The sequence below is a fragment of the Paenibacillus sp. FSL H3-0321 genome, assembly GCF_038002865.1.
GTDB lineage: Bacteria > Bacillota > Bacilli > Paenibacillales > Paenibacillaceae > Paenibacillus_AQ.
Genome location: NZ_JBBODH010000001.1, coordinates 1945600 through 1968357 on the forward strand (window position 1 = coordinate 1945600; position 22758 = coordinate 1968357).

Here is a 22758-nt window from a genome sequence, read left to right on the forward strand (position 1 = left end):
AATTTGGAAAGATCCATCATGTGTATACGCTTACAATTAGAGTCTTCAGGAAGTATCCGCTACACCGTTACACAGAGTTTCATATCTCCAATGAATTTTCCTGTTATGATTATAGTCTCCATACTTTTCCAGGTCAATGAATCTCTTTGCCTATTAATCTGTCGCTATAGCTACAAAAATCTCTGATATATTCGTCCCGATTGTCGATTATTAAGCTACATTGTCAACAATTGTTAGGTCAGCGGTCCTCCCCTTTCCACATGCGCAAATAAAAAAACGCAAGACCACCGCCTTTGCGGGTATCTTGCGTTTTGGAGCTATATAGATTGAACTTAAGAATTACATGTAGGGAAAAGTGGCGGAGGGAAATTTTGGAACTGGAGGAGCGGTAGCGTTCGCCTAAAAGCTTTCCGTAGGAAAGCTCGCTTCGAAAGCATGGGCAAGGTTTGGATTTCTACCGCGATTCGCGGTTAAAATCAGGAAATCCAAACCTAACAGCGACCGGAAGTCCAAATATTCTCTGTAGTCACGGCCAACCCCATAATAGAAGAATTATAAGTTCACGGCCGGAACTGAAACCACCGGAAATCAAACTGGCTGCCTGGCAGGAACAAGAAGGTTACTGTCCGGCTGCCGCTTACAGGCTCAAGGATAAATTCACGCTCTGTGTAGCCCTCTGAACCGGCAAACTCCACAAGCTGCTTGGATTCGCCCCCGGGACCGCTGAACAGCAGATGAAGCGTATTGTTCTCAAGTGCAGAGCGCCCGCAGATTACAATCCGTGTACATGCCTGCTCTCCAAAGTCCATGCCGTCAAACACGAGAGAGACATTGTTCCCGATGCCTTCGATAGCTGTCTCCGTGACGTTGAAGGTGTCGCCATAAACCCGGCTGTTCTCAAGAGCGGCGAGCCGCTCGTAAGCTTTGCGCTTGTGGACAAACCGGAATCCCTTCAGATGTATCTTCCGCCGCAGGACAAAGGAGAGGGAAGTGATGCCCGTCAAACGTTTGGGCAGCTTGTAGGTTTCCTCCTGATATACATTCCATTGTGACGGCTTCTGGTAGGTTACGTTAGACAGCAGCCCGGCCCCCGGCTCTCCGGGAATGCCTTCCCAAATTTCAATCGGGAACTCCTCACTGTCCAGGGAGAAAATAGGAAGAATGATTTCATCCGCCCCATAGTCGCCGAAATCAATCCGTTCAAAACAGATCCGGCTCTCCCCTTCCCGCGCCGTTGCAACGCCGCGATCATTGCCGTTGGTCAGGTTAAGACTGGCACTGCTGTGATAGCCGGCGGATATAAATTCATAGGGGTCCAGATAAGCTTGGCCTAGCCCGGTGAGCTTGAATTCCATTTGCGAATAGAGCCGAATCCCCTCAGCACCATTGGCAGTAGCGCAGCGAATGTACACATCCCCATCTCCAAGACCGGTAATGACCGCTTCATGACCTTCCGCCTCAATAGTCGCTATATTGGCATCTATCCCTGCGGCATTGGTAATGCGCCATTCTACATCCTGAAAGGTTGCATTCTCCGGATGAAGCTTCACACGAACCGGAAGCGCGGGATGCTCCGCAGTAAGGACATTGCCCTCAGGACAGATCAGTTCCAGCATGCGCACCGGAATTTCCGCAGCCACGCTGCTCTGAATTCCTTCCGGTTCTTCCCTTACCTCCAAAGGACAGTACGCATAGAGGTATAACCGGTCTTCCGAAGCAGTTCCGGGTTCTGGTGCTGCGGACTGCAGCACCAGCCCGGCGGAAGGCATTTCAGGAGAAGAAGCACGCAGGGTGATCGTGCCCGTCTCCCGGGTGCCGGCAATCACAGCGAGCAGCTTGCCGCTGAACATTTTGCGGCTTACACCTTTGTATGGATCGTAGTCGGTGCTGTCGCCATTATCCAGACCAACCAGACGTCCGGGGCCTTCTATACTAAGGCTAACCCGGTTATTGGCGTTTGCCACCGGAAGACCTTCCTTGTCAGCTGCGGTAATCGTAACAAAGATCAGGTCCTCACCATCAGCTGTAATTTGCTGCTTATCGGGAGTCAGGACCAGAGAGGCGGCATCGCCAAAGGAGGATTGCTGCTCCGTAGCGATCACATTACCCAGATCATCATAGGCAACAGCACGGAGGACTCCCGGAGCATAAGGCAGCTGCCATTCTCCAAGCAGCTTGTGGCCATTGACATGATCGATGTCATAGGTTCCTTGGGATACGTCATTGAAGAACAGCTCAATCCGCGGCGCATTCGAGCAAACCCGGACATCAATGAGCTGCCCCCCCGAGAAGTCCCAGTACGGGAAAATATGGATCATCGGATGGGTTCTGTAATCCGTCCATTCCGCCTGATAAATGTAATAAGCATCCTTAGGAAACCCTGCCGTGTCCAATTGTCCAAAATAGGAGTTTTTGGTGAAGTACGGAGTCGGCTCTCCTATATAATCGAAGCCGGTCCACAGAAACTGTCCGAGAGAATAGGTGGCATCGCGGTCGGCCGTGATGCAGGCCTCCGTGCTTTTGGCTCCCCAGCTGGTTGAGCTGTTGCCGAGGGAGGAGCACTGCTGATCATCGTCGGCCAGCACTGACTGGGCCAGCGGGAAATGATAGATCCCCCGGCTCTGTACGGTTGAACAGGTTTCGCTGCCATAAATGATCCAGTCCGGGTGCTCCTGATGCTGGCGGTCATAATATTTCTCCCCGTAGTTGTATCCCGCCACCTTGACAATATCGGCGCATTTCTGCGCATTCTCCCAAGGCATGTAGTTGGAGCCGATCGTTACGAATGCGTTGCCCCGGGGATCGTGGGAGAGCACCTCATCCTGCAGCTGCCTTGTGACCTCCTGGCCGCGGGCATCAGCATGGGTGTCGTAGATCTCATTGCCGATACTCCACATGATGAGACTGGGATGGTTACGGTCCCGCCGTACCCAGCTAGCCACATCCTTCTTCCACCACTCCGGGAAGAAACGGGCGTAATCATAGGGAGTTTTGCTGCGCTCCCACATGTCGAAGGCTTCCGAGACGATAAGCATGCCCATTTCGTCCGCCAGTTCCATCAATTCAACCGCAGGCATGTTATGCGCGGTGCGGATGGCGTTCACACCCATTTCCTGCAGCAGAACGAACTGCCGCCGCAGCGCAGCCTTGTTGACGGCAGCGCCCAGACAGCCAAGGTCATGGTGCTGGCACACACCGTAAATTTTGACATGGTTGCCGTTCAGGAAGAAACCTCTCTCACTGTCTAATTCCACCCTGCGAAATCCGAAGCTTTGCCGTTCTTCTTCGGTAACTTCATCCTGATCCAGCAGCTCCGTCTGGAGTGTGTACAGACAGGGATTGCCGATATCCCAGAGCACCGGCCGGTCCACGGTCAGACGGCTGTGGGCATGAACGATAAGACCGCCGCCCTGCGCAGGAAACGCAGATTCCCCATGTGCGATTGCCGTTCCGCCCGCGTCCACAATGGTGTGGCGGAGCTTCAGGCCTGATGTTTCCGCTCCTTCTTCCACCTGCAGCTCGCAGTCCACATCGACTGTCCAGGCTTCGCCGCCCGCATGCCGGGCGGCAATATAAATGCCATCGGGAGCTATGTGAGTCTTCGGATAAGTCTTCAGCCACACAGAGCGGTAGATCCCGGCACCGGAGTACCAGCGGGAATTGGGGGATTCATGAATGACACGCATACTAATCGTATTGTCTCCCTCAATCAGATAAGGGGTAATATCAAATTCAAAGGTCGAGTACCCGTATTTCCATTCGCCCGCCACATGTCCGTTCACATAAAGCGTAGAATTCATATACACTCCCTCAAAACGCAGGGACAGGCGGCTGTGGGCTGGCACTTCATCCAGGGTGAGGATTTTGCGGTACCAGCCTTCTCCGTTTTCATAGAGCCCTTGAGTGTTGTAGATCAGCCAATCATGAGGCAGCGAAACCGGCATCCAGTCCGCATCAGCGGCTACCTTCGCCAGCTCCGAATGAAGCGGCTGCTTACTGAAATGCCAGCCAGCATTCAGTTTTCTTTTGATACTCATATGGATAAGATTCCCCCCGTTTGTGGATTGCAGAGTGCAATTAATTATCCTTTCAATGCTCCCACCATAACACCTTTAACAAAATATTTCTGCAAAAAGGGATACAGGAGCAAAATAGGTGCCGTTGTCACGATGATGGCCGCATATTTTAATGTCTCGGCAACGTCGCGGCTCTGGATCAGGGTTGTGGTCCCAAGCATGCTGGCATTGTCGTTCTCGAGAATAATGTTTCTGACCACAAGCTGTATCGGATAGAGATCCTGATCCCGCAGAAAGATCATTGCATTAAACCAGCTGTTCCAGTGGCCCACGCCATAATAGAGAATCAGTACAGCAACAACCGGCATGGACAGCGGAATGAAGATCCGGAACAGGATCGTAAAATGACCGGCTCCGTCCAGAAATGCGGACTCCTCCAGTTCCTTCGGAATGGCCATAAAATAGGTCCGCATAATGATTAAGTTAAAGGTGCTGACAGCCGTAGGTAGAATAAGCGCCCATAAGGAGTCCAACAGCCCGTAAGATTTCACAATCAGATAGAAGGGGACCAGTCCTCCCTGAAAAAACATCGTAAACACGATAAAGAACATGATCGGCTTCTGCAGCATCACCCCTTCCCGGGATAGAAAATAGGCTCCGAGAGAGGTCAGCGTCATATTAATCCCGAGCCCCACTACTAATATGAAAAGAGTGTTTTTGAAGCCTGACAGGATCGTAGGATTGCTAAGAACTGCCTTGTAGCCCTCCAGCGAAAACCCTTGCGGCCACAGCAGGATGCCATTGAACGAAATCAGTTGGTTGCCTTCACTTAAGGAAGAGAAGAGGATATAGAGCATAGGATACAGCGTCAGAATAATCAGCAGCACCATAATAATGGTATTGCAAATGTCAAAAATACGTTCACCGAGCGACGTTTTAATCATCGTTGTCCACCCCTTACCAAAGACTGTTGTTACTAGCACGTTTACTGAAAGAGTTGGCGAGCAGCAAAATGGTGAAGTTGATCACGGAGTTGAATAGTCCCACCGCCGCGCTGTAGCTGTAGCTGAATTCCAAAATCCCTTTACGGTAAACATAGGTGGATATGACATCCGCCGTCTCATAGATACTGGCACTGTATAAGAGAATGATCTTCTCGAAACCGACGTTCATGATATTCCCAAGCGCCAGAATCAGCATAATCATAATGGTCGGAAGAATACCCGGCAGCGTAACGTGGCGGATCTGCTGCAGCTTCGTCGCTCCGTCAATCTTGGCAGCCTCATACTGCTGCTGGTCAATTCCGGTGATGGCCGCCAGATAAATGATGGTTCCCCACCCGATCTGCTGCCATATTTCACTGATTATATAAATGGGGCGGAAGGATTCCGGTTGCTGCAGGAAGGAGATCCGGGCGCCGCCAAAAAAGGCAATGACATCATTAATCAGACCATCGGATAAGGTAAAATACCGGATGATTCCGGCTACAACCACCAGTGTAATAAAATGCGGCATGTAAGTGATGGTCTGTGTAATCCGCCGGAAAAGCGGGCTTTTTAATTCATTCAGCAATAATGCCAGAATAATAGGTGCGGGAAACCCGAATAGCAGGTTGAAAAAACTCAGCAAAACCGTATTCTTAATTACGCGAAAAAAGTAAATGCTGGAGAAAAACTCCTCAAAATGCTTGAATCCGACCCAATCGCTGCCCAGAATGCCTTTTGCCGGAACAAATTGCTTGAAGGCAATAATGGTGCCGTATAAAGGAACATAGTGAAATAGAAAATAGTAAATTACCACCGGAATAATCATTAGGTAGAGCCATTTATTGCGCAATAAATCTTTTCCCAATCTGGATTTCAGCATAACTTTCTCTCCTTTGCTGCATTACTTCAGAAGGGGCCGCCCATTTTATCCTATTTATAGCGGCCCCTGCTGACAGGGTCTACCGTTTCATGTAACGCTCATAAGCTGCCTGCTGAATCTCCAGTGCCCGCTCAATGCCCATATCTTTCAACTGCTGAACATATTTATCGTAATTATCAACGGATTCGGTACCCAGAATAATTTTGAGCTCGACCTCTTTCACAAGCGCGTTAATGTCATTCATAATACTGCTCATTTCATCAGCTTCCTCGGCTGTTGGTGTAATCGGTGGAAGCAGATGGCTTTCATGATTGGTTTTCTTCCAGATATCGATGGACTCTGTGGTTTGCATATATTTAGCTGGCAGATTGTTGTCCTGCTGGATCATCGGGAAATTGGTTCCGTGCGAGTATTTCATCATGACCTGATCACTGCCGAGGCCTTCCGGATTTTTAACCACCAGATCGGTATATGCAGGTTTGCCGTTCTCCAGAGTATACGTAGTGCCTTCAACGCCAAACGTATTCAGCAGGCTGCCTTCCTCGGTGTAGGCGTAGTCCAGCCAGCGCATCGCCGCTTCGACATTTTTGGCAGTCGCCGATATTGCGGCTGAGCTGGTGCCCGCATAGGCATTATCCAGTTGTCCGAACTCAGGGAGCTGGCCTTTGGCAGCAGACGGATAAGGAGCCGCCACAAAATTGGCGTTCGGATCGGTTTCCTGTGCGGCGGAGTTGTATTTCTCGATATAGAACTGCCAGCCAATCGTTGCCCCGCTTACTTTGGAGGTCATCTTCTTGTCTACCGTTGCCGAATCAATCGAAGCAAAGTCCTTGTCAATTAGCCCTTCTTTATACCACTGGGCCATCGTTGTCAGATAATCCTTATATCCGGGCTCCAGGTAGCCGTACACTACTTTTCCGTCATTGATATAAAAGTTCCCCATCACTCCATAGGCCCCGGCAAAACCGCCGGTCCGTTCGCCCAGGAACATCGTGCGGAACGTTACAGGCGCAGCTGCATTTTTCTTTTCTTTAAAAGCAGTTAGCACCGTATGCCATTCATCAATCGTTTCCGGAACAGTCAAGTTCAGCTCATCAAGCCAATCCTTGCGGATAATAGGGCCGCCATATACCCGTCCGGCCTCGGAGCGGATGAACGGGAAGGCATAATAAGTGCCGTCATCCGTTTTGATCATTTTATCGATTTCAGGATGCTCCTGGAGCGTCTTCTTCAAATTGGGTGCGTATTGATCAATCAGGTCATTCAGCTTCAGAATGTACCCTTGCTCTACCGCTTTATCCGGACCGCCCGGATACTGCAGCCATGTATTCAGAAAAATATCCGGCAGCTCACCCGAGGCCAGCAGCAGGCTGAATTTCTGGTCAGTCATGGGTGTTCCGCCTAAATGCTTGATTTTAATCCCTGTACGCTTTTCATATTCGTCATCAATAGGCAGTTTTTCCGGAGTACCTCCCAATTGTTCGTTCATAAAGGTGAGCTCCGTGCTGCCAGACATCGGATAAGCGAATTCTGCGGCAGGCGTTTCATTGGAAGGAGGGTTAGAAGCGCTTTCATTCTTGCCATTGCTTGAATTGGCGCATCCGGCTGACAGCAGAGCAAGACCCAACAGCAGGATAACCGAGTGGTGAATTTTTTTCTTTCTGAATGTTTTCATCAACATGACGACCTCCGTTTAATGTGATTTGATGACTTGTTGCCTCTACAATGTAAGCGGATTTATACGGGCAAACAATGTTCAATATGCAAAATCCATTGATCAAAACGCAAAAAGCGGATAGGCATTTTGAGTCCCTATCCTCCTTTTTGGAAATTGAAGATCCAGTTTGTTTATTGCAGATTCTTATATCGGCCAGGCGTGATGCCTTCATATTTTTTGAATACCCGGATAAACGCACTGCTGCTGGAGAAACCGACCCGGGAGGAAATTTCTTCAATAGTGACCCCCTCCTGCAGCAGCGTTTTGGCCTCGCCGGTGCGGATCTGGCTGATGTAATCATGCAGCCCTTGCCCGGTTTGTTCCTTAAATAACCTGGATACATACTGGGGAGTAATGCCGAAATGGGCACCGATCATAGATACGCTGAGATTGATATCCGCATAATTGTCTTTCACATACGCAGATACCTCTTCCCCAATTCCGGTATTGGACATCAGAGTCAGCTTCTCATTGGCCATGCCGCAGGCCATCCGCGTCAGCTCCATCAGCTCTTGCCGGAATTCCCCGCGTGTTGTGCAGACTAATAGACGTTTCATTGGACGCCATTCTTCCCACAGCTTGGACCGCTGGGCCTCTTGAGGAATTGCCTTCATAATCGAGCTGGTCAAATCAATCATCGCATACCTCACCAGCTCAATGGACACCTGGGAACCGAAAAACTGTGCCAGAATGGCATCCACCATAGCTGATGCTTTATCAAACTCCCCGCTTTTAATCAGGTTAATAAATACGACTTCATCATTGATGGAGAGATAATAATCCGTTTCCTGCGGCTCAATTTCCCCATACCAAATAGACAGATTCTCTTCCAGCACCAGCCGGTATTCCTGAGCCTCCAGCGCCTGAAGATAACCCTGGTGCAGGCTGTTCAGTCCGGTGTGGCGCTCGCTTCCGGCCATAACAATCTGCAGACGGTACTTCCGGTCAATAAACTCCAGTGTTTTGGTCAGTGCTTCCTCAATATCCTCTTTCCAGCTGGCCGAACGTTCGGCATTGATATTGATTACAGCTGCCAGCATGCCGTCCATTTCGGTAAAGCTTAGACTATGGTGCCCGCCGGTGAAATCCATGATGATATTGGAAACGATAAAGTTGGAAAGGCTTGGTGAAGGACTGCCTTCCCCCCCGCCCTGGATATAGAACAGCAACACCGCGAAATCCTCAGAATCCCATTTAAAATGATGCAGCCTTGCTGCTTCCTCCACCGACAATCCATCTTCAGCCTGCCCTTTAAGCAGACGGGATAAATAATAGGTTTGCAGGACACGAAGCTGCCTGAACTGCCGGTTGTTAATGTCATCCCTTTCACGGATGGTGGCCAATGCGCTCTCCCTGATGAAGGAAAACTCATCCAGCACCCGCTGTGTCTGCTCATCCTTGGCACCCGAGAACATATTCACTAATTCGCGTACAGGATTATAGTTCTTGCGGGCAAAATAAGAAATCACACCGCCTCCGACCAAAAAGCAGAGCAGCAGCCCGAACAGGTTCAGATTGCGGATTTCCCGCGCTTTTTCCCAAAACACACTTGAAGGAAAGACGCTTATATATTTCCAGTCTGTTGTGTCCGAATCGATAAAAGATACCATGTTTTCGGTTCCGGCGATATTTATGAAAGAGGTTCCTGCTTTTTTGCCGCCTTCTTCGGTGTATGGCACGTTCTGAAAGCCGGCCAGGCTGTTGTTCTGGAACAAAATTTGATTATTCTTATCTACAATATACACATCACCTTTATTGACCCAATCCACATTTTTCAGCATACTTTGAATTTTGCTGCCGTTCAGCGGAAGGATAAGTGCCCCTTTAAATGCATTTTCCGCTCCGGCGCTTGAGAAAGGCTTCATTAAAACAACCTTGGTTTCCCAACGTTTGAATTGGGTGAAAGGGGGCAATGCCTTTCCTCCGGCAGACTCACCCTTCAACAGTGACAACCACTCTTCATAAGGCATACCGATCATTTGGCGGTTCATCTCATAAAAGGTTTTACTGTCTACATAGGTCTCATCCGTCAGCACTTTGTCCAGACGGCTTGAATACAAATAAATTCCGCTCACAAAATCATTTGTCGATTTATATTTGCTTAACTCCTGACGGGTTTTGTAAATCTGAAAGGATTGACTCTTCTCTTCCATGGTTGTCATGTTCAAGTATTTATTCACATCATTATGAATGGACAACTGCATAGCCATCTTCTCAGCCTGATCAATTTCACTGTCGACCGTATTCTGCATCTGCTTCAGCATTGCATGGCCTGCCCGCTCAATTTCATATTCAACGATTTGTTTAGTTTGCAGGTATATGATAGCGCTAACAATAAGCGGAATAAGCATAATCACAGCATAGGAGACAATCCATTTGTAGGCCACACTTTTGCTGAACATCAACTTTTTTTGCTTCATATTCCGCACTCCCTTATGGTGTCTTTGCCTTTGTCCTTGCTAGATTTCAACTATATATATAAATGACCCGGAGGGCAATCTACAAAATGAACCTGATTGATTATTTGTAAACTTCCGCTTTTGCAATAGCATATTGCAGTGAAAACTCAAAACCTCTTTGTCGGCAGGAGGATACAAGGAGTGAACAGGCTGTTCCTCCGTCCTATTGCTTCAAAAGAGGCTTCGGGCTTTATACGATTTGAAACACCGGCTGGTCTTTAACAAAGTGGACCGGAAGCTGTGGAAACTGCGATGACAGCCGCTCTGCCAGATAACTCATGCCGGGCGCTTCACTCTCTGCATGGCCCAGCATAATTAAGGCTTTCTCCCGCCCTTGATGGGCTGCATCTCTTATATACTCTGGAGTCTCCCACTCCGGACCTTCTCCGGCTATGATTAAATCGAGGGACTCTTGTTCAAATAAGGGGATCACCGTGGCACCGCTGCCCCTGTAACCGACCAGTATTCCTACTCTGCGGCATGAAGTTGAGAGGCTGCCTGCTGCACGCAAGTAAGGAATTTGAAGCTGCCGTTTCAGATATTCTGCAACCTCCGCAACCTTCATAGCAGGCATAGTCAGAATGGAGGCAGAGGGCTGATGTGACGAAACATATTTCTGCCAATCAAGCGCCCGGAGAAGGCCTTCAATGATCCCATCCGGTGTATAGCGGTGCAGGTAATCATGAAACCGGTAAATTCCCAGTCCCGAGCCTGCGATCAGATCAGCTTTTTGCTTATATACAGGGTCATGCATGAGCCATTCCCGGTGATCCTGATGACTGAAAAAAACGCCTTCGTGCGTGATGATCAAATTGGCCCCCAAGGCAATAGCCTGTTCTATGACATACTGTGAAGCGGAGAAGGCTGTAACGATTCCCTGCACCTTCGTCTCCAGGCACCCTGGCTCCAGCTTGTCTACAGTTCCGTCCGGCCTAGCAATTCCTGCCGTTAATTTATCTATAATACATCCGAAAGTAGGTGTCATTATGCCCTCCTAATGTTTTGTGAGCATAAGCTTCATCGAGACTCAGGTCTATTCATTGGGATATACAATAACCTTCAGGCTGCCGCTTTTGTTATGAATGGCCCGTTCGAGCGCTTCGCGGGTTTCTGCCAACGTGTAACGGTCTGTAATTAACACACCTGCGTCCACGTCTCCCGAAGCCAAAAATTCGATTCCTTTGGGGTACGTATTGGCATACCGGAAGATGCCGTAAATGTCTATTTCGTTATCCGCAATAAAGGGCACATTAAGCGGTATCTCATCCTGTGCCGGCAGACCTACGATAGCCAGCCTTCCACCGCGCCGTATGGAATACAGTGCCGACTGCAGCGCCATCGGATTACCGGCAGTCTCCCAGGCCACATCTACGCCCGCCCCATCCGTTAATTGCTTGATGGTCTCTACCGCGTCCTCTTTCCTGATATTGATCGCATGCGTCGCTCCAAGGCGCAGCGCCGCCTCCAGTCTGACCTCCTCCAGATCGGTCACAATGATCCGGGAGGCCCCATGGGATTTGGCTGCCGCAACCGCCATCAGCCCGACAGGCCCCATCCCCATGATCGCCACCGTCTCACCTGCCTGCAGCCGGCTTCGTTTGGCCGCGTGGATGCCTACCGAGAAGGGTTCATTTAAAGCCGCTTCTTCAAAAGACAAATGATCTGGAATCCTGAACACCATATCCTCGCGGATCGCCAGATACTGTACGAATGCTCCGTCTACAGGAGGTGTCGCAAGGAACTGGACATCGGGGCAAAGATTGTATCTTCCAGCCTTGCAGGCGCTGCAGTGTCCGCAGGTCACTCCCGGTTCAACTGCAACACGGTCTCCGATGACTGCTTTGGTTACCTTATCTCCTGCGGCAACAATAACTCCTGCACATTCATGCCCCAGAATAATCGGCTTCTCTACTACAAACCGCCCAATCCGGCCATGCTCATAGTAGTGCAGATCCGAGCCGCATACGCCAACGGCCATAACCTGGACGAGCACTTCATGATCTCCAACCTCCGGTACCGGCACTTCCTTAATTACGATGCTCCCGGGTTTGTCCATGACCGCTGCTTTCATGGTCAAGGGCAGCTTATCTTGTCTTGTGACTTGTGAATGCTTGCTCATGTCCGTTCCCCCTCAGTAAATGACTCGTTCGCTGTTATCTTCGATGCCGCTCTTCCGGTAAAAGTACGTATTGATCTGGTCGCGCCATTCCTTGGCATGACCGGCCTGCTCCTTCAGGCGGTTCTCCACCTGCAGGTAAAGACCTTCTGCAACCTTGTCCTTCAGACTGGTCCACATCGACAGCAGCTCTGCTGCACGCTCCGCACCTTCGAAATGGGCATCATAAATATGCTGGATCACGGTTTTCCCGGAATGAAGTATATGGGTATATGGAACATGGTGGAAGAACAGCAGCAATTCATCGGGGCATTCCTCCAGAGAATCATAGTGCTCAGCATTGCTGCCTAAATATTGGGCACTGTAGCCGGTGCCTGTCTTAACCGTCCGGTCTACGCCGATTCCCCGATGGTCGGCATAATGATAGGTGCCCCACTGCGAATATTCATAGCCGTCGACATTAGGTCCATAATGATGCTCCGGATTGATCATCCAGCCTACGCCCAGCGGTGCCGTGTAGGATTCATAAATCTCCCACGAATCAAGCAAAATCCGGCTAATTACGCCTGATACTACCGGGTCTGTGCCAAAGGTCAGCGAGATCCATTCACTGGCGATTTGCTCTGCCGTCAGCTCCGGATTCCAGGCCAGACGTCCGTATCCGTACAGATTCGCCTGTGCCAGCAGATGGCCGGTCCAATTCTTGTCATTGCCCACATTGGAAACCGCTGCAATACCACTGTAACGGTTGCCCCATAGTGATCCATCCACGATATGCTTTACAGGGGAAGCCTCTCCTTTGGCATAGGTGTTGAATTCCATGATCTCTTTCCATTGGGGGACCAGATAACAGACATGGCGCTGCTGGCCGGTATATTCCTGGGCAATCTGGAATTCAATCACCTGATTGGTCCGCTCCAGCGCCCCGAACAGTGGCGATACAGGTTCTCTGACCTGGAAATCCATCGGGCCGTTCTTGATCTGCAGGATCACGTTATCATTAAATTTGCCGTCGAGCGGTTTGAAATGGTCATAGGCTGCTCTGGCCCGGTCGGTCTTGCGGTCCCGCCAATCCTGCTTACAGTTATAGACGAAGCAGCGCCAGATCACGATTCCGCCAAACGGTTCAAGCGCTTCGGCCAGCATGTTGGCCCCGTCGGCATGGTCCCGGCCATAGGTGAACGGACCCGGGCGGTTCTCCGAATCGGCCTTGACCACAAATCCGCCAAAATCGGGAATGGCTGCATAGATTTCGGCTGCTTTACTCTGCCACCACTTGCGTACTTCAGGGTCCAAGGGATCGGCTGTCCCTACTTCTCCTTCATGCATCGGACCGGCAAAATTAACGCTCAGGAACAGCTTGATCCCATACAGCCTGAACACATCGGCGATTCTTGAAACGTCGGGCAGGTACTTCGAAATAAACAGCGTTTCAAGTGCATGAACATTCACATTATTGATGGCAATGGCGTTGATGCCTGCCGAGGACATCAACCGCGCATAATCGCGGATACGCTCCAGGTCGCGAGTAAAACGGTTGTCTTCGTACAAAAACGATCTTCCCGAATATCCCCGCTCCACACTGCCGTCAAAATTATCCCAATGGTTGATCATCCGCAGCCCGTTCACCGGATTGACTACCTCGTCCAACCCTTCAATGCTCTGCAGGCTGCCGATCAGGCGCAGCAGGTGAAATACACCATAGAGAACACCCGCCGGTGATGAAGCGCCTACTGCAATGCAGTCATTTTCTTCACTGGATCGGATCGCAAAACCTTCGGGGCCCACCTTTGCAAGGGTATCTTCAGCAAACACACCGGAAATTAATTCATTTCCTCCCTGGAAGGTGCCGATGGCAATACACAGCCCATCCGGTTTGGATGACACCTTTATGCCCAGCATTGATTCAATACCTCTTTGCCATTCCTGAAGCGCAGCCTGAACCGTATCGTTCTCTTCGGCAACCTTCACGGCCCCGCACCATTTCACATATTGATTATATGCGTTCCCTTGCGGCAGCACCGGATAGCTTAACCAGGCAGTGTATCCACTGTCAGCAAGAGTATGTTTATTACCGTTGGATGCTTTCATATGCAGAATTCCTCCTTATTCTGGCCTGAAGTAATTTGTCTTAGCGTACAGCTTCCCGGGTCAGCGACCGGTTTCCTGTGCCCTCAACCAGCCACAGGATTGCAGTTACACCCCGTGGATAATACTTGCTGCCGCCGATTAGGCCGGATAATATTTGGTCACTCCAGCACCAGTACGAAAGCTCGGGATGGAGCAGCCAGCTGACATGTGCCGCATCGGCCGCGAGTCCGCGTTCATCCCAGGGCAGATGCAGAATTTCCCGGGCGATGAACTGGGATAGATAGATTTTGCTCAGCCATGAATTGTTGCTTGTAGACGAGAGTTTCCACCCTCCGTCATCAAAAAGGCAAACTCCCGGAACCAGCACATTGTTCAAGTGAGTGTTCAGCGTACTCAGATAATCGGCAAATCTGCCATTTGGATCGAGCGCTTCTTCACAGCCGGTGAAGAGCGGGAACACAAGCCCTTCAATCGCCGGGATAATGCAGGAATGGTTGTCTTCATTGATGATGGCCGGAATGTATCCTTCGCTGTTCAACTGTGAAGCTATGGACGCGGCGCATTTGTCAGCCTGCAGTCCGGCATCCGCTGACAGCTCAGCCGCTCCTTCTTCTCTGAACAATTTCTCCAGTGCTACATAAGCCGCCCAGCATTTGCCCGCCATGTAAATATTATTGCGGGACTGCCCAAGCGAAGTATCCAAACTGTCGTACGTGGTAATCTCTGCGCCGCCTTGAGTCCGGTTGCTGTCGAGTCCCATCAGTCCATTGCGCAAGTTGCTGTCAGGATGATCACGGTTCAGCATGCTCTCCAAGCAGGAACGGAGCACAGGCAGCATATTCTCCACGAATTCGCGGTCTTTCGTCTGTTCAATATAGACAAGCGCCGAGCACAGCCAGTTGACCAGCTCCTCATGGCTCATGTACGAGAAACAATCCGTAAGTCCCGCCTTCTCATAGGCCGAATAATGGGGGCGTGAAAAAACATTGGCTACGCCGATATCGTGGGTGAAGGTAATCCCCCCGGGATATTCCTCCGTACCGCCCGGGAATACCACCTTGTCCTCATAGCTGTAGCGGCTGACGAACAATTCCAGTTCATTGCGCACCGTCCAGGGGTTCATCACCAGCTCAAAAAACAGCTGATCGGCCGTTAAGTCGAGCGTATTCATCATCCGGTATTCGCCCTCGTTTACGATCCAAATGGGCTTCCCGTCAGCTTCGAGAAGCTGCGTGCTGCCATAATAGCTGTGAATCGCATGCGAGAGCATAAAGGACTGATCTTCTGTCAGCTTGGCTGAATCAATCCAGGCATCGGCCGATATACAGGACTGGATTAAGCGATCCATATTCTCCAGCGTATAGCTGGCTACGGATTCAATATTCTCAAAATAACGGGAATACGCATAGCTGGCATCAATTCCGGTTGTAACCAGCCCTCCGCGGTAAAAGCAAATGGCGAAGCGGTATGTTCGCTTCTCTCCCGGAGGAACCTCCATCAGCACAGCTCCTGTTCCACCCAGTCCAAAAGCGAGATTATGTTCCAGTGGTTCTTCAAGTACTTTCTCCATTGTGAATCCGAGGGCGGCTTGAATCCCCTCAGCCTTGCAGGCAATGGCGGTCAGCCGTCCTTGTCCGATACCCTCAAAAGCTCCTCCGCTTGTATCGCCAAGTCTGCGCATGGAGCTGTAGGCATCACCGCCTTCATACCCGAAGAATCCTTTTCTTGTACTGGTGCCTTTCGTATTATCGAGGGTCAATTCAGCAAATACGGCTGGCACAATGGCAGCTTTAAGCTCGTCTTCATCAGCTGAGGCCGGATCTGGCACGGAGCGGACGGGTGAGTAAATTGTAAAGGTGGGGTCGCCAGCAGTCCAGGTATCCGTTTCCGTTCCCAGCGTTCTGGCAATCTTGTCATCGTCAAACGCTTTCATAACTATTTGGGAGGGCTGATACCAGCCGCTCGGCTTATCCCTGTCGTTTCCACCCGGCGAAGTCGGGAACACCTGCTGCAATTCGTTCGCAGCGGAATCCTCCGCTTTCTCTATATCATATCTGGCGCCGGCATCTTCCACATGCTCGAAAAAGGGCAACACCTCATAACATTCTCCATCTCCGGACTGAAATCCAATATATACATTCTGGTCGGCAGGTTTGCCCAGCTCCAGTCCAAGTCCTCCATTCTTCCCTTTGAAGCCTAAAGTGAAACTGGCAAAGGCACCGATTGGCGAGTGCTGAACATTATAGAATACATTGGCTTTTGTCATAAAGACTCCTTTCCGAAGCTCTGCTTAAGCTCCCTTGTTCTGCTTGTTCTTGTTCATCCTATCATGGGTCCGGCAGCCGGGAACATTGTCAAATCGAGCATTTATTTACCCAAATCAAGCAGAACTCAGATATACTGATATAGACAAAACAGAACTCAAACAATCGGGGGGGCTTCTTGTGGTTTCAGCATTTCTGCCGCCTGTACTTGGACAAAGTATCAGCGAAACGATTATACCGGATGTAAAAACAACCCTTAATCTGTTCGGTATGCATTTGCGAAAGGTAAGTGGAGAGTGGGATTATCCCGTCCATGCTCACCCTCAATACGAATTTAATTATGTGCTTGAAGGAGAACAGCTGATTATCGTAAATAATCACAGCTATACTCAGCGGGCCGGAGATCTGGTCCTGCTAAGGCCCGGAGATTCACATTCCAGTCAAAGCGGCAATGGCAAGCCCTTCACCTATTTCTGCATTCATTTTGATATCGATGACAAGATCCTGATCTCCCTGCTGAGCCGCCTGAACCATGTTCTCTTTGAATCTGACAGCACGATTGCCCATAAATTAGGTCCGGTTCTCTCTAAACTGGTGGAGATTTCAAAGTCAATTGCCGGAGATATTACGATGTCCCAGCGAATGCGGCTGCAGTCCGCAGTTTTCGATCTGTTCGCCCAGCTGTGGGAGGCCTTTTCCATTGATGCTCATTTATCTTCGTCCACTACTTATGAGAAGGTAGAGCTTGCCCACCAGATCCGCAGCCGCCTGCAGGGACTGGTCTATCAGCAATTCAAGCTGGAACTGCCTTACGACAGCCATTACGGCATTGATGACATTGCTGCAGAGCTTGGGATCAGCGCCTCACATTGTTACCGTGTATTCCGGCAAGTCTTTGGCATGTCGCCCAGAGTCTTTCTGTCTGAGCAAATGCTTCATGAAGCAAAGGTACTTCTGGATGACCCCAGCTTATCCGTGAGCCAGATTTCGGGTATTCTGGGTTACCGTGATATTGCCCATTTCAGCCGGCAATTCAAACGCTGGTACGGCAAATCACCGCGCGAGTATCGGGGATCAACGGACGAATAAGCTTGGGACACCCCGGGTTTTTTGAGCAGAACAAGTTTATGCAATCTTAAAAAAACGCAAAAAAAGAAATCGCCCTTTTTGGTATCATGGAAGTGCCACCAACCATCTCAAAAAGAAGCGATTTCTTTGTATATACAATATAGGATGAAGAAAGAAGACCCTTGACATTCATCCCACCACTTTAGAAGTGGGGGAATTCTGACAACTATATAGATTGAACTTGAGAATATACAATTAGGGAAAAGTGCGGAGGGGAATTTTGGAACTGTAGGAGCGATAGCGTCCGCCTTTAGGTTTGGATTTCTACCGCGAATCGCGGTTAAATTCAGGAAATCCAAACCTAACAGCGGCCGGAAGTCCAAACATTCTCTGTAGTCTCGGCCAATCCCAAAATAGAAGAATTATAAGTTCAATCTATATAGTGATTAAATTTTCTTCTTCCGCGGCGCTGCTTTCTTGCGGGCTTTGCTCTTTGCTGCCAGCTTTTCCTCAGCCAGCTTATGGATTTCTTCTATACGAAGCTGCTCTTGGCGGATCTTTTCTGCCGCCACCTGCTCCATTTTCAATTGTAAATCTGCAGCAGCTTGTTCCTGAAAAGAAGGATTGGCTGTTTTCAAATAGCGCTCAAAGGCTTCCGGGTACAGAAAGCTTTTTTCACCAATGGCGTCAGAAAATAACACGCTTATCCGTCCGTCGATATGGCTGACGACAATTCCAGGGCCATACCCGGTATGATAGATTTGTTCATTTACCCAGTTCATTGCGGCAATGCTCCTTTCATCCACTCTGCACACAACTTTTATCCAGCTCTTTTTTTAAATATTGGCCTGTATAGCTCGTTTCAACAGAAGCTACCTGCTCCGGCGTGCCTGTGCATACAATCGTTCCGCCTTCCGCTCCACCTTCAGGTCCCAGATCAATAATGTAATCTGCATTTTTGATCAAATCCAGATTATGTTCAATAACGACTACGGTATTGCCCGCATCGGTTAACGAATGCAGCACATCAATCAATTGATGCACATCTGAAAAATGCAGCCCCGTCGTCGGTTCATCCATGACATAAATAGTAGACCCGGTAGCCGGCTTCAGCAGCTCTGCTGCCAGCTTTACCCGCTGCGCTTCCCCTCCGGATAATGTGGTGGACGATTGCCCGAGCTTAATATAACCGAGTCCCACGCTGCAGAGCGCTTCGATCTTTTTGCGGATTTTTGGAATATTCTCAAAAAACTGAACTGCTTCCTGAGCCGTCATTTCCAGTACATCCGCAATACTCTTGCCTTTATAGTGGACCTCAAGCGTTTCACGGCTGTATCTTCGCCCTTTGCAAATGCTGCAGGGCACATAGACATCCGGGAGAAAGTGCATTTCCACCCTAATCAGTCCTTCGCCCGCACAAGCCTCACAACGGCCCCCTTTTATATTGAAGGAAAACCGTCCCGGGCCATAAGCACGAATCTTCGCTTCATTGGTGAGCGAAAACAGCGTGCGGATATTATCAAACAAACCTGTATAGGTGGCCGGATTGGATCGCGGGGTGCGTCCGATCGGTTGTTGGTCGATATTGATGATCTTGTCCAGATGCTCCATTCCTTCTATGCTCAGGTGAGCTCCGGGAACGGTATGAGCCCTGTTGAGCGATGCTGCCAGCTTTTTGTACAGGATTTCGTTGACCAGACTAGACTTACCTGAGCCTGAAACCCCTGTGACACAAGTGAACGTACCGAGCGGAATCGACACATGAATCCCCTGCAAATTGTTGGCGGCTGCCCCTGTAATGGTTAGCTGTTGCCCAGTTCCGGCACGGCGCGTTTCAGGTACGGGGATCTGCTTTTGCCGGGAAAGATACTGGCCCGTAATGGAGCGGGACTCCGCCAGGATGTCTTCAAGTCCCCCCTGCACCACCACTTCACCGCCATTCGTACCGGCATAAGGACCAATGTCCACGATCCAGTCCGCCTGCCGTATGGTATCCTCATCGTGTTCCACGACGATTAAGGTGTTGCCTAGATCACGCATTTTTTTCAAAGCCAGCAGCAGGCGGTCATTGTCCCGTTGATGCAGTCCAATCGAAGGCTCGTCCAAAATATACAGTACGCCCATCAGCCCGGAACCGAGCTGCGTAGCCAGACGAATGCGCTGGCTTTCACCGCCCGATAAAGTTCCGGCAGCTCTGGAAAGCGTTAAATAGTTCAGCCCTACGTTGTTCAGGAACTGGTATCTGGAATCAATCTCCTGAAGAATAGAACCGGCAATCTTGGAATGTTCCTTCGACAAGCTCAGATTTCTAATTAATTGCAGCTCCGCGTCAATGGATAACCTGCAGAATTCCGATATATTCAACCCGTTAACAGTGACTGCAAGAACAACTGGGGACAGGCGGTCACCGTGACAATCCGGACAGGGCAATACGGACATGTACTCTTCAATTTCTTTTTGCATCGCCTCAGACTGTGTCTCGCGGTAACGCCGCTCCAGATTGTTCACAATGCCTTCAAAGGATTCTTTCACATATTTTCTTAAGGCCTCACTGGGATGGTACACTTCAAGCTTCTCTCCACGGGTTCCATACAGCAGCGCATCCAGTGCTTCTTCCGTAAGCTCGCCTAGCGGAGTGTCGAAATCAAAGCCATACCTTGCTCCGAGCGCTTCATAGTACATTTTGCAAAAGGAATTACTTTTGACATTGTTCCAGCCGTTGGCCACAATCCCGCCTGAGTTGATCGAGCGGCTTTTATCAGGAATAACCTTGCCCGGATCGACCTTCAAATGCGAACCCAAACCTGAGCAGGCCGGACAAGCACCCTCATGATTGTTGAACGAGAACATACGCGGGGATAACTCCGGCAGTGAGATCGAGCAGTAAGGGCAGGCATAGGTCTGCGAGAATAAGGTCTCTTCACCGCTGGCGGTTTGACGAATAATGACCAGATCGCCCGAGAGCGACAATGCCGTTTCCAGGGAGTCTGACAGCCTTTGAACATCTATGTCCTTCACTATCAGACGATCAATCACAATTGCGATTTGGTGTTTTTTATTTTTGTCCAAGCGTATTTCACCGGATAAGTCATGAACCTCCCCATTCACCCGGACCCGGACATATCCATTTTGTTTGGCCTGTTCGAATACATGCTGATGCTCTCCTTTTTGGTCACGGACGACGGGAGCCAGTATTTCGTATTTGGTTCCGATAGGAAGACTGCTGATCTGTTCCACAATCTGATCCACAGATTGGCGTTCAACCCTTCTCCCGCAGGAGGGACAATGGGGAATTCCGATCTTTGACCACAGCAAGCGCAGATAATCATAAATTTCCGTAACTGTCCCCACTGTTGAACGCGGATTGTTTGAAGTCGTCTTTTGCTCGATGGCTACCGCAGGTGAAAGTCCGTCAATAGAATCGACATCCGGCTTGCCCCTAAGCCCCAGAAATTGCCGGGCGTAGGACGAGAGCGATTCCACATAACGCATTTGTCCTTCGGCATACAACGTATCAAAAGCCAGACTCGATTTGCCCGATCCGCTTACCCCGGTAAAAACTACGAATTGGTTGCGTGGGATGTTAAGACTGACATTCTTCAGATTATTTTCCCTGGCTCCGTGAACACTTATATATTTATGCATAAGGCCTCCTAATTTGAACAAAAAAAACACTCTTAAATAAATTCTATCATATGCATGTCAAGGGTTTTTACCATATAATGTAATTTATTCAGACTTTATTTTTTTATCAAAATAGGTTTGAACTATATTTTTCAGGGAAAACGCTTTAATTTGTTCACCTTCCGCCATGCTATACTTTGGGCAAAATCAGTTCCACTGGAGGGTGCTATGAACATTAACAAAGAGGGTTCTTATTACACGCATGAATATAGAAATCTGTTCAGAGAGATTGGCTATACGGAAGAGGAGATTCAAGCAAGGCTTGAACAGGCGTGGAATGATTTGTTCTACGGGGCTCCCGATGTACGGATCTATTATCCGGCGGACAACGATAAAGCCTATATGCTGGATACCGGAAATTCCGATGTGCGCTCCGAAGGCATGTCCTACGGGATGATGATGGCTGTGCAAATGGACAAGAAAGATGAATTCGACCGGCTGTGGCTTTTCTCCAAGGTGTTCATGCAGCATACGGAAGGACGCTACAAGGATTATTTTGCCTGGCACTGCAAGCCGGACGGCAGCCGCCTGTCCCAAGGACCCGCACCAGACGGTGAAGAATTCTTCGCAATGGCGTTGTTCTTTGCATCCAGCCGCTGGGGTGACGGGCCGGAGCCGTACAACTATTCTGAACAGGCGAAGACGATTCTCCGCGCCTGCGTGCATAAGGGAGAACAAGGTGAGGGAGAACCGATGTGGGACCCGGCGAACAAGCTGATCAAGTTCGTTCCCGAGTCTCCTTTCAGTGATCCTTCCTACCATCTGCCTCATTTCTACGAATTGTTTGCCCGGGAGGCAGACGAGCAGGACCGCACATTCTGGAAGGAGGCTGCGGAAGCAAGCAGAGTCTACCTGCATCAAGCCTGCCATCCGGTAACCGGCCTTTCCCCGGAATACGCAAATTTCGACGGCACACCTGCAGCTCCTCAGCCCCATGGCGATTTCCGGCATTTCTTCAGCGATGCCTACCGCGTAGCGGCCAATATTGCGCTGGACTATGAATGGTTCCGCAGCGATCCCTGGCAGATCGAGCAGTCGAACCGGATTCAGCAATTCTTCCGGGACATTGAACCTGCGGATTACCGCCGGTACACCATTTACGGCCATCCTTTCGAGGAAATGGCACTGCATCCGGTCGGACTCCTGGCTACGCTGTCCATGGCCTCGCTCGCTGCCGATGGACCGGATGCGGAGCCGTTCGCAAGGCTCTTCTGGAATACGCCTCTGCGCAGCGGGGTCCGCCGGTACTACGACAACTGCCTGTATTTCTTCAGTCTGCTGGCCTTAAGCGGAAATTACCGCATTTATCAGCAAGAATAAAGTAAATAAAGCATTAGACTAGCCCCCACTATAAAAACAGCGGCAGCCGTGGACGAAATAAAGTCCTGGACTGCCGCTGTTTTATTGAGCTAATGTTTCCTGTTAGCGGAACAAGAAAACTCCTTGTGCTACTCGATTTTACAAATTGTTCTGGCAA

General features: G+C 49.8%; 13 protein-coding genes. 2 read left to right on the plus strand and 11 right to left on the minus strand.

All coding sequences use genetic code 11. The features are described from left to right. Positions 1–560: 560 nt before the first annotated feature. The 9 genes from MHI45_RS08685 to MHI45_RS08725 all read right to left on the minus strand — a co-directional run bounded on the left by MHI45_RS08685 (position 561) and on the right by MHI45_RS08725 (position 16531). On the minus strand, positions 561–4037 hold the full coding sequence (locus MHI45_RS08685; RefSeq protein ID WP_076113811.1) for a glycoside hydrolase family 2: 3477 nt from the start codon (positions 4035–4037) through the stop codon (positions 561–563). 44 nt (positions 4038–4081) lie between these two features. Continuing rightward, a complete protein-coding gene (locus MHI45_RS08690; RefSeq protein WP_076113812.1) occupies positions 4082–4960 on the minus strand; it encodes a carbohydrate ABC transporter permease in 879 nt (292 codons plus the stop codon). 13 nt (positions 4961–4973) lie between these two features. Continuing rightward, on the minus strand, positions 4974–5882 hold the full coding sequence (locus MHI45_RS08695) for an ABC transporter permease (protein ID WP_076113813.1): 909 nt from the start codon (positions 5880–5882) through the stop codon (positions 4974–4976). A 79-nt stretch (positions 5883–5961) separates the two neighbouring features. Further along, complete coding sequence (locus MHI45_RS08700; RefSeq protein WP_076113821.1) at positions 5962–7557, minus strand: extracellular solute-binding protein; 1596 nt, start codon at positions 7555–7557, stop codon at positions 5962–5964. A gap of 173 nt (positions 7558–7730) precedes the next feature. Then, on the minus strand, positions 7731–10019 hold the full coding sequence (locus MHI45_RS08705; protein ID WP_076113814.1) for an AraC family transcriptional regulator: 2289 nt from the start codon (positions 10017–10019) through the stop codon (positions 7731–7733). A gap of 229 nt (positions 10020–10248) precedes the next feature. Beyond that, entirely contained in the window at positions 10249–11043 is a 795-nt protein-coding gene (locus MHI45_RS08710; protein ID WP_076113815.1) for a Nif3-like dinuclear metal center hexameric protein, read from the minus strand. Between the two features lie 48 nt (positions 11044–11091). After that, a complete protein-coding gene (locus tag MHI45_RS08715; protein ID WP_076113816.1) occupies positions 11092–12177 on the minus strand; it encodes an NAD(P)-dependent alcohol dehydrogenase in 1086 nt (361 codons plus the stop codon). 12 nt (positions 12178–12189) lie between these two features. Then, on the minus strand, positions 12190–14265 hold the full coding sequence (locus tag MHI45_RS08720) for an alpha-glucuronidase family glycosyl hydrolase (RefSeq protein WP_076113817.1): 2076 nt from the start codon (positions 14263–14265) through the stop codon (positions 12190–12192). 40 nt (positions 14266–14305) lie between these two features. Then, positions 14306–16531: a glycoside hydrolase family 52 protein gene (locus MHI45_RS08725; RefSeq protein WP_341118970.1), complete on the minus strand. Its 2226-nt coding sequence runs from the start codon at positions 16529–16531 to the stop codon at positions 14306–14308. A 178-nt stretch (positions 16532–16709) separates the two neighbouring features. Between MHI45_RS08725 and MHI45_RS08730 the strand changes: the two genes are divergently transcribed. After that, complete coding sequence (locus MHI45_RS08730; protein ID WP_076113819.1) at positions 16710–17618, plus strand: AraC family transcriptional regulator; 909 nt, start codon at positions 16710–16712, stop codon at positions 17616–17618. 425 nt (positions 17619–18043) lie between these two features. Here MHI45_RS08730 and MHI45_RS08735 read toward each other — a convergent pair whose 3' ends face one another. Then, positions 18044–18379 (minus strand): hypothetical protein, encoded by a 336-nt coding sequence (locus MHI45_RS08735; protein ID WP_076114459.1) that lies wholly within the window; start codon positions 18377–18379, stop codon positions 18044–18046. A 16-nt stretch (positions 18380–18395) separates the two neighbouring features. Next, a complete protein-coding gene (uvrA, locus tag MHI45_RS08740) occupies positions 18396–21242 on the minus strand; it encodes an excinuclease ABC subunit UvrA (RefSeq protein WP_340897129.1) in 2847 nt (948 codons plus the stop codon). A gap of 207 nt (positions 21243–21449) precedes the next feature. Between uvrA and MHI45_RS08745 the strand changes: the two genes are divergently transcribed. After that, positions 21450–22601, plus strand: coding sequence for a glycosyl hydrolase family 8 (locus MHI45_RS08745; protein ID WP_341118971.1), 1152 nt, complete (start codon positions 21450–21452; stop codon positions 22599–22601). Positions 22602–22758 lie beyond the last annotated feature (157 nt).